Origin of the sequence: Rhodococcus gordoniae, assembly GCF_001646655.1 — a bacterium.
GTDB lineage: Bacteria > Actinomycetota > Actinomycetes > Mycobacteriales > Mycobacteriaceae > Rhodococcus > Rhodococcus gordoniae.
Genome location: NZ_LPZN01000003.1, coordinates 1 through 10,071, shown reverse-complemented (window position 1 = coordinate 10,071; position 10,071 = coordinate 1). Strand labels below are relative to the sequence as shown.

1 protein-coding gene is annotated in these 10,071 nt (G+C 69.5%); it reads left to right on the top strand.

The genetic code is table 11. The annotated features are described in order from the left end of the window. Nucleotides 1-110 precede the first annotated feature (110 nt). Nucleotides 111-10,071, top strand: a 9,961-nt coding sequence (locus A8G18_RS01820) for a non-ribosomal peptide synthetase (protein ID WP_064062527.1), incomplete at its 3' end; no start/stop codon positions are given.

Here is a 10,071-nt window from a genome sequence, read left to right as displayed (position 1 = left end):
ATCGGCTGTCGTTCGACTGCCCGGCCAGTACGGTGCCGGGTGGCAGCGGGGGGCGGTGGCGCGCGCACAGCGCAGTGCCGAGCGCAGGTTATTTCAGGAGGCTGACGTAGATGACGGGTGACATGGCGGGCAAGCCGGCGCTGGCGATCGAGGACCTTCCCCGGTTGCTCGCCGCCGTCGCGGACATCGAACCCGACCGTGTCGCCCTCTCCGACGGTGACACCCGTATCGGCTACGCGCGCCTGCGCGACGAGATCGCCACACTCGACACCGCCATGGGCGGTGCGCTCGGTTTCGACGCGCTGTTCCCGGTCGTCCTGTCGAACATCGCGCCCGCTCTGCTCGGTGCCCCGGGTCTCGCGGGGGTGGTCGACACGCTGTTGGCCGACGCCGTCGAGGTGCTCGGCGACGATGCGGCGGCACCGGCCACGGTCGATCCCGGCACGCTCGCGGCGCGTTTCGACGCCCAGGTGGCCCGAACACCCGATGCCGTCGCTCTCGAGTTCGACGGACAGGGCCTGACCTACCGGGAGTTCGACGCCCGCGTCAACCGTCTCGCCCGTCACCTCATCGGTCTCGGTGTGGGCCCCGACGCACGCGTCGGTCTCGCGGTCCGCCGATCGTTCGACCTGCTGGTCGGCATGTATGCGATCGTCAAAGCCGGCGGCGCCTACGTGCCGCTCGATCCCGACCATCCGGCCGACCGCCTCGCCTACGTCCTCGAGATCGCCGAGCCGGTCGCGGTCGTCACCACCGAACGCGACGCCGTCGATCTTCCCGGTTCCGTCCCGGCGCTGACGATCGACACCCTCGATCTGTCCGAGATCTCCGGCGATCCCATCGCCCCGGAGGAGCGCCGCGGCGCGCTCACGGCCGATCACCTCGCGTACGTCATCTTCACGTCGGGTTCGACGGGACGGCCGAAGGGCGTCGCCGTCGAGCACCGGGCGATCGTCGCGAACATCGACTGGCGCCAGGCGGAGTACGGGATGCGCGCCGACGACGTCGTGCTGCAGAAGACACCGTTCACCTTCGACGTGTCGGTCTGGGAGTTCTTCTGGCCCCTGCAGGTGGGTGCCCGCCTCACGATCGCCGTGCCCGACGGGCACCGCGACCCGGCCTATCTCGCGCAGACGATGATCGAGCGTGGCGTGACGATCGCGCACTTCGTGCCGTCGATGCTCGCCGTCTACCTCGCCGAGCCCACCGCCGCGTCGGTGAGCACCCTCCGCTACGTCTTCGCGTCCGGTGAGGCGCTGCCGCCGCAGACGGTCGCCCGTTTCTACGAGATCTCCTCGGCGCGTCTGCACAATCTGTACGGGCCCACCGAGGCCGCGGTCGACGTCACCTATTTCGCGACCTCGGCCGACGACACCGTCGTGCCCATCGGTGCCGCCGTGGCCGACACCGGTCTCTACGTCCTCGACGAGGGCCTGCGTCCCGTCCCCGACGGTGTCGAGGGCGAGCTGTATCTCGCGGGCGTCCAGCTCGCGCGCGGTTACCTCCGTCGCCCCGATCTGACCTCCGATCGTTTCGTCGCCGACCCGTTCGGGGAGCCCGGCGACCGCATGTACCGCACCGGCGACCTCGTGAAGACGAACGAGGACGGGCAGATCGAGTACATCGGCCGTACCGACTTCCAGGTGAAGCTGCGCGGTCTGCGCATCGAACTCGGCGAGATCGAATCGGCGCTGCTCGACCATCCGGGCGTGCGGCAGTCGGTCGTCGTCGTGCACTCCGACCCCGCGCTCGGCGATCACCTCGTCGCCTATCTCGTCACCGACGGCCGCGACATCGAGCGGTCCGAGCTCGCCGACGCCGTACGCCGGCGTCTGCCCGACTACATGGTGCCGTCGCTGTTCGTCGAACTCGACGAGTTCCCGCTCGGCGGCAGTGGCAAGCTCGACCGGAAGGCGCTGCCCGCACCGGATTTCAGCTCTTTGCAGCGCGAATACCGCGCACCGTCGACGGCCACCGAGCACGCCGTCGTCTCGGCGTTCGAGCAGATCCTCGGCATCGAGCGGCTCGGCGTCGACGACGACTTCTTCGAACTCGGTGGCAACTCCCTGAGTGCGACGCGGGTCGTCGCGCGGCTCGGCTCCGACCACAAGGTCCGCATCGACGTCCGCGAGTTCTTCGACGCCCCGACCGCGGCCGAGCTGGCCTCGCTCGTCGACGCCGCCATGGCTTCCGGTGGCGACGGGCGAGCACCGCTGGTTCCGCAGGTGCGCCCGGAACTGGTGCCGTTGTCGCTCGCGCAGCAGCGGATGTGGTTCCTCAACCGATTCGAACCCGAATCGGCGGTCGACAACATCCCGGTGGCGATCCGCCTGTCGGGTGCACTCGACGCGGCGGCTCTGCAGGCGGCGGTCGCCGACGTGCTCGGCAGGCACGAGTCGCTGCGGACGGTCTACCCGGATGTCGACGGTGTGGGCTATCAGCAGGTGCTGCCGGTGGACGAGGTGGTGCCCGATCTGACGCCGGTCCCGGTGTCCGAGTCCGATCTGATCGCCCGGGCCACCGAGATCGTCGGTACCGGCTTCGACGTGACCTCGCAGGTCCCCTTCCGGGCACGCCTGTTCGCGGTCTCCGACACCGAGCACGTGCTGGTGCTGGTCGTACACCACATCGCGTCCGACGGCTTCTCGATGGGTCCGCTCACCCGCGACGTCGTCACCGCCTACGCCGCACGCGTCTCGGGCGACGCCCCGCAGTGGGAACCGCTCGCGGTGCAGTACGCCGACTTCGCGATCTGGCAGCGGGAGGTGCTCGGCTCGGAGGACGATCCGGAGTCGGTGATCTCGTCGCAGGTCGCGTTCTGGCGGGAAAGGCTCGCGGGTCTGCCCGAGCAGCTCGACCTGCCGGCCGACCGTCCGCGACCGGCGGTCGCGAGCTACCGCGGCGCCTCGCACCGGTTCGTCCTGAGATCCGAACTCCGTTCCGCCGTACGCGATCTGGCTCGCCGCACCTCCACCACCGAGTTCATGGTGGTGCACGCGGCGCTGGCGGTGCTGCTGGCGCGGTTGTCGGGTACCGACGACATCGCGATCGGCACTCCGGTGGCCGGCCGTGGCGACGCGGCGCTCGACGACCTGGTGGGCATGTTCGTCAACACCCTGGTGCTGCGCACCCGGGTGGACGGCGGCGAGTCGTTCGAGCAGGTGCTCGGACAGGTGCGCGGCGCCGACCTCGAAGCGTTCGGCCACGCCGACCTGCCGTTCGAACGGCTCGTCGAGCTCATCGACCCCGAACGGTCGACCGCCCGCCACCCGCTGTTCCAGGTACTGCTCGCGTTCCAGAACCTCGACGCCGACTCTCTCGAGCTGCCCGGCCTGACCGTCTCGGCGCTCGACGTCGACGCGGCACTCGCGAAGTTCGACCTGCAGGTCACCGTCTCGGACGACGCCACCGCAGAGGGCTATCTCGTCGACCTCACCTACGCCACCGATCTGTTCGACGCCCGGACGATGGAGTCCTTCGCCGAGCGCCTGACCCGGATCCTCACCGCGGTCGCGACCGAGCCCGCACTCCCGGTCGGTGATGTCGCGCTGCTCGACGACGCCGAGCGCACCGATGTGCTCGCCACGTGGAACGCCACCGAGCACGAACTCGGCGACGCCCGAACCCTGGCGGATCTGTTCGCCGAGCAGGTCCGGCGGTCGCCGGATGCGGTCGCGGTGGAGTTCGAGGGCGAGTCGCTGACCTACGGCGAGTTCGCCGAGCGTGTGAATCGTCTTGCGCGGCACCTGATCTCGCTCGGTGTCGGGCCGGAGACGTCGGCGGGTCTGGCGATGCGTCGCTCGCCGGATCTGCTGGTGGGTATGTACGCGGTCGTCGCGGCCGGTGGTGCGTACGTGCCGATCGATCCGGATCAGCCGGACGATCGCAACGGCTACATCCTCGACACCGCTGCACCCGTGGTGGTGCTGACCACCGAGCGCGACGGATACCGCGTGCCGGCCACGGCATCGGCGCCGTCGCTCGCGATCGACAGCCTCGACCTGGCCGCGACACCGGCCGAGCCGATCACCGACGCCGATCGCATCGCGCCGTTGCGTCCGTCGAACACCGCGTACACGATCTTCACCTCGGGTTCGACCGGCCGCCCGAAGGGTGTGGCCGTCGCCCACGCCTCCGTGGTCAACCAGATTCGGTGGATCACCACCGCATACGGGATCGGCCCCGACGACGTGGTGCTGCAGAAGACCCCGTTCACCTTCGACGTGTCGGTCTGGGAACTGTTCGGCACCCTCACCGTCGGTGCACGCATGGTGATCGCAGCCCCGGACGGTCACCGCGACACCGCCTACCTCGGCACGGTCATCCGCGAGCGCGCGGTGACGATCACCTCCTTCGTCCCGTCGATGCTCGCGGTCTTCGCCGCGTCGGCGTCGCCGGACGACTGCGCGTCGCTGCGCACCGTGCTCGTCGCGGGTGAGGCCTTCCCCCTGTCGGTGGCCGAGCAGTTCTCCCGGATCAGCGCCGCCGAACTCCACAACCTCTACGGCCCCACCGAGGCCACGGTGCACGCCACCGCCCGCCCCGTCGCGGGCACGACCGGTGGTTCCGTCGCGATGGGCGCTCCGGTGTGGAACACCCGCGCCTACGTGCTCGACGCGCGACTGTCGCCGGTTCCCGCCGGGGTCGTGGGCGAGCTGTACCTCGCGGGCGCGCAGGTGGCGCGCGGCTACGTCGGCCGCCCCGATCTCACCGCCGAGCGTTTCGTCGCCTCGCCCTTCGGCGACGGTGAGCGCCTGTACCGCACAGGCGACCTCGTGCGCCGGCGCAACGACCACAGCGGCGACCTCGAGTACCTCGGCCGCACCGACTTCCAGGTCAAGCTCCGCGGTCTGCGCATCGAGCTCGGGGAGATCGAGACCGCGTTGCTCGACCACACCGGGGTCTCGCAGGCCGCCGCCCAGGTGCGGCACGAACAACTCGTCGCCTACGTGGTCCCGGCCCCGAACACGACCTTCGACCGCGACGCCGCGCAGGCCGCGCTGAGCACGGTGCTCCCGGCCTACATGGTGCCGTCGCAGTTCATGGTCCTCGACGAGATGCCGCTCGGAAGTTCGGGCAAGGTCGACCGGAAGGCGCTGCCCGATCCGGTCTTCGAGACCCGCGGTTTCCGTGCACCCACGACCCCGGTCGAAGAGGTCGTCGCCGGCGTGTTCGCCGGCGTCCTCGGCGTCGATCGCGTCGGACTCGACGACGACTTCTTCGCGCTCGGCGGCAACTCCCTCATCGCCACGCAGGTCGTCGCGCGTCTCGGTTCGGAACTGGGAACCGTTGTGCCCGTTCGTGTGCTGTTCGAGGCGCCCGGTGTGGCCGCGCTCGCCGCCCGCGTCGAGCAGAGCGACGCGCAGGGCCGCACGCCGCTCGTGGTGCAGGAGCGTCCGGAGCGTGTGCCGCTGTCGCTCGCGCAGCAGCGGATGTGGTTCCTCAACCGGTTCGAACCGGAATCGGCGGTCAACAACATTCCGGTCGCGGTCCGGTTGACCGGCGCGCTGGACGTCGAGGCGCTGCGCTCCGCGGTGGCCGACGTGCTGGGCCGGCACGAATCCTTGCGGACGATCTACCCGGACGTCGACGGTGTGGGCTACCAGCAGGTGCTGCCGGTGTCCGAGGTCGAACCCGACCTGTCACCGATCGATGTCACCGAGACGCAGCTGGTGCAGAGCATCACGGATCTCGTCTCGTCCGGTTTCGACGTCTCCACGCAGGCACCCTTCCGGGCGCAGCTCTTTGCGGTGTCGGCGACCGAACACGTGCTGGCGCTGGTCGTGCACCACATCGCAGCCGACGGCTTCTCGATGGGTCCGCTCACCCGCGACATCGTCTCCGCCTACGCGGCCCGGGCGGCCGGAGGGGAGCCGGGCTGGGAACCGCTGCCGGTTCAGTACGCCGACTTCGCCATCTGGCAGCGGGAGGTGCTCGGCTCGGAGGACGATCCGGAGTCGGTGATCTCGTCGCAGGTCGGCTTCTGGCGGCAGACGCTCGCGGGTCTGCCCGAGCAACTCGACCTGCCGGCCGACCACCCCCGCCCCGCGGTCGCCACCAACCGGGGCGCCCTGTACGAGTTCACGCTCGACGAGACGCTCCACGATCGCATCGTCACGCTCGCCCGCGAACGCAACGCGACTCCCTTCATGGTGGTGCACGCGGCGCTGGCGGTGCTGCTGGCGCGGTTGTCGGGTACCGACGACATCGCGATCGGCACTCCGGTGGCCGGCCGTGGCGACGCGGCGCTCGACGACCTGGTGGGCATGTTCGTCAACACCCTGGTGCTGCGCACCCGGGTGGACGGCGGCGAGTCGTTCGAGCAGGTGCTCGGCCGGGTGCGCGGCGCCGACCTCGAAGCGTTCGGCCACGCCGACCTGCCGTTCGAACGACTCGTCGAGGTGCTCAATCCCGAACGGTCCACGGCACGTCATCCGCTGTTCCAGGTGATGCTGTCGTTCCAGAACCTCGAGACCGGCACGCTCGAGCTACCCCGTCTGACCGTCGGGGCCGTCGACCTCGACATCACGACCGCCAAGTTCGACCTGCAGTTCGTCGTCACCGAGACGCCCACTGCGAGCGGTGCGGCCGAGTACTCGGTGGGCCTGACCTACGCCATCGATCTGTTCGATGCCCGCACCGTCGAACGTGTCGCCGACCGCTTCGTCCGTCTGCTGGATGCCGTCACCGGCGACCTCTCGGTCACGGTGGGCGATGTCGATCTGCTCGACGACGCCGAACGCGTGCATCTGCTCGAGCGGTGGAACGACACCGACCGTGTGCTCGACGGCACCTCCACCCTCGTGGATCTGTTCGCCGAGCAGGTCCGGCGGTCGCCGGATGCGGTCGCGGTGGAGTTCGAGGGTGAGTCGTCGACCTACGGCGATTTCTCCGAGCGTGTGAACCGCCTTGCACGGCACCTGATCTCGCTCGGCGTCGGCCCCGATGCGCGGGTGGGTCTGGCCGTGCGTCGCTCGCTGGATCTGCTGGTCGGTATGTACGCCGTCGTCGCGGCCGGTGGTGCCTACGTGCCGATCGATCCGGATCAGCCGGACGAGCGCAACGGCTACATCCTCGACACCGCGGCGCCGGTGGTGGTGCTGACCGCCGCACGCGACGGATTCCGTGTCCCGGGGGAGAGGTCTGTCCCGAGCCTGCTCGTCGACTCCCTCGATCTGTCCGCGACGTCGGCCGAACCGGTCACCGACGCGGAGCGGACGTCCCCGTTGCGGGCGTCGAACACGGCCTACGTGATCTTCACGTCGGGTTCGACGGGCCGGCCCAAGGGTGTGGCGGTGCCGCACGGCGCGATCGTCAACCGCCTGCGCTGGATGCAGCACGAATACCCCCTGACCGAGGCCGACAGGGTACTGCAGAAGACCCCGTTCACGTTCGATGTGTCGGTGTGGGAATTCTTCTGGCCCTTGCAGATCGGTGCCCGTCTCGTGGTCGCCGTACCCGACGGCCATCGGGATCCGCGGTACCTGGCGTCGGTGATCGACCGGCGTGCCGTGACGGTCGTGCACTTCGTGCCGTCGATGCTGGCGGTGTTCGTCGCCGAGGCCTCGGTCGACCAACTCACCTCGCTCCGCCACGTCTTCGCCTCCGGCGAGGCCCTGCCGCCCGCACTGGCCGCCCGCACACGCGCACTGCTGACCGACGCCGGTCTGCACAACCTCTACGGTCCCACCGAGGCGGCCGTGGACGTGACCTATCACGAGGTCACCGACGCCGACACGGTGTCCGTGCCGATCGGTGCGCCCGTGTGGAACACCCGCGTCTACGTCCTCGACGAGCGTCTCGCGCCCGTCCCCGTAGGGGTCGCGGGAGAGCTCTATCTCGCGGGCGTCCAGCTCGCGCGCGGCTACGTGCAGCGCCCCGATCTCACTGCCGAACGCTTCGTCGCCTCGCCCTTCGGCGACGGTGAGCGTCTGTACCGCACCGGCGACCTCGTGCGCCGGCCGGACGAGACGGGTGAACTGGACTACATCGGCCGCACCGACTTCCAGGTCAAGCTCCACGGTCTGCGCATCGAACTCGGGGAGATCGAAACCGCGCTGCTCGACCTCGACGAGGTCGACCAGGCCGTGGTGCTCGTCCGGCAGGACCAGCTCGTCGCCTACGTCGTCCCGCAGCCCGGAGCGACCTTCGATCAGGCGGTGGCCGGTGCGGCACTGTCCGCGCAGTTGCCGGCCTACATGGTCCCCGCCACCTACGTGCTCCTCGACGCCATGCCGCTGGGTGCGTCCGGCAAGCTCGACCGCAAGGCACTGCCCGATCCCGTCTTCGAGGTCAGGGCGTTCCGCGCTCCCACCACCTCCACGGAACAGGTCGTGGCGTCGACCTACTCCGAGGTTCTCGGCGTCGACCGCGTCGGTCTCGACGACGACTTCTTCGCGCTCGGCGGAAACTCGCTCATCGCCACCCGAGTGGTCTCCCGCATCGGTGCCGCGCTGAATGCCACCGTGCCCCTGCGACTGTTGTTCGAGGCCGCGACCGTCGAAGACCTTGCGGCGCGCCTCGAACACGGAGTGTCGGGTGGCCCGCGCCGTCCCCTCGTCGCCGGCGAACGACCCGACCGGGTTCCGCTGTCGCTCGCGCAGCAGCGCTACTGGTTCCTCAACCAGTTCGACACGGCGTCCTCGGCGGTCGACAACATCCCGATCGCTGTGCGGCTCGTCGGCGACCTCGATGTCGACGCGCTCCGCGCGGCAGCACGCGACGTCATCGCCCGGCACGAATCGCTCCGCACCATCTACCCGGACTCGCCCGACGGACCGCACCAGGTGGTGCTCCCGCTCGACGGTGCGCTGCCCGAACTCGTCGTGCGCGACGTCGCGGAGGCCGAACTCGAACCCGAGATCGTGGCCTTCATGTCGACGACCTTCGATGTGACCGCCGAGGTGCCGGTCGCGGTGCGCATCTTCCGCGTCAGCGACGACGAGCACATTCTCGCGCTGGTCGTACACCACGTGTCGGCCGACGGCGCGTCGGTCGGCCCGCTGACCCGAGACCTGATGACGGCCTACGTGGCACGGTCGCGGGGCGACGCGCCGGCGTGGGAGCCGTTGCCCGTGCAGTACGCCGACTACGCGTTGTGGCAGCGCGAGGTGCTCGGCCGCGAGGACGACCCCGAATCGTTGGCCGCGAAGCAGGTCGCGTACTGGAAGCAGGCGCTCGCCGGCCTGCCCGACCAGCTCGACCTCCCGTCCGATCGTCAGCGTCCGCCGAGTCAGAGCTTCCGCGGCGAATCGTTGCAATTCACGATCTCGCCCGAATTGCACCGCGGTCTGCAGGAACTTGCGCGGTCGAAGAACGCGACGTTGTTCATGGTCGTCAACGCGGCCTTCGCGACCGTGCTCGCCCGACTCTCGGGCACGCGCGACATCGCGATCGGCACCCCGATCGCCGGTCGCGGCGAGCGCGAGCTCGACGATCTGATCGGCATGTTCGTCAACACGCTGGTCTTCCGCAGCGACGTCGATCCGGCCCAGTCCTTCGAGCGACTCCTCGAAGGCACCCGTGAGACCGACCTCGGCGCGTTCGCGAACGCCGATGTGCCGTTCGAACGCCTGGTGGAAGTGCTGAACCCGGTGCGCTCGACCGCCCGCAACCCGCTCTTCCAGGTGGGTCTGTCGTTCCAGAATCTGGCGCGCACCCAGCTCGAACTGCCCGGGCTGACGGTGAGCTCCACCGATTTCGAACTGCAGCTCGCCAAGACCGACCTGCAGCTCACGGTGTTCGACCATTACGACGACGACGGTGCGCCCGACGTCATCGATGCCACCTTCACGTATGCGACCGATCTGTTCGACGAGTCGACGGTCGCGGGCTTCGCACAGCGCTTCGTGCGTGTCCTCGAAGCGATCGTCACCGACCCGGCCACGGCCGTCGGCGACATCGACATGCTCGACGGATCCGAGCGGGTCGAGATCCTCGAGTCGTGGAACGCCACCGACCGTGCGGTGGAGCAGACGTCGACCCTGGTCGATCTGTTCGACGAGCAGGTTTCGCGGGTGCCGGATGCGACGGCGTTGGTGTTCGAGGGTGAGTCGCTGACCTATGCGGAGT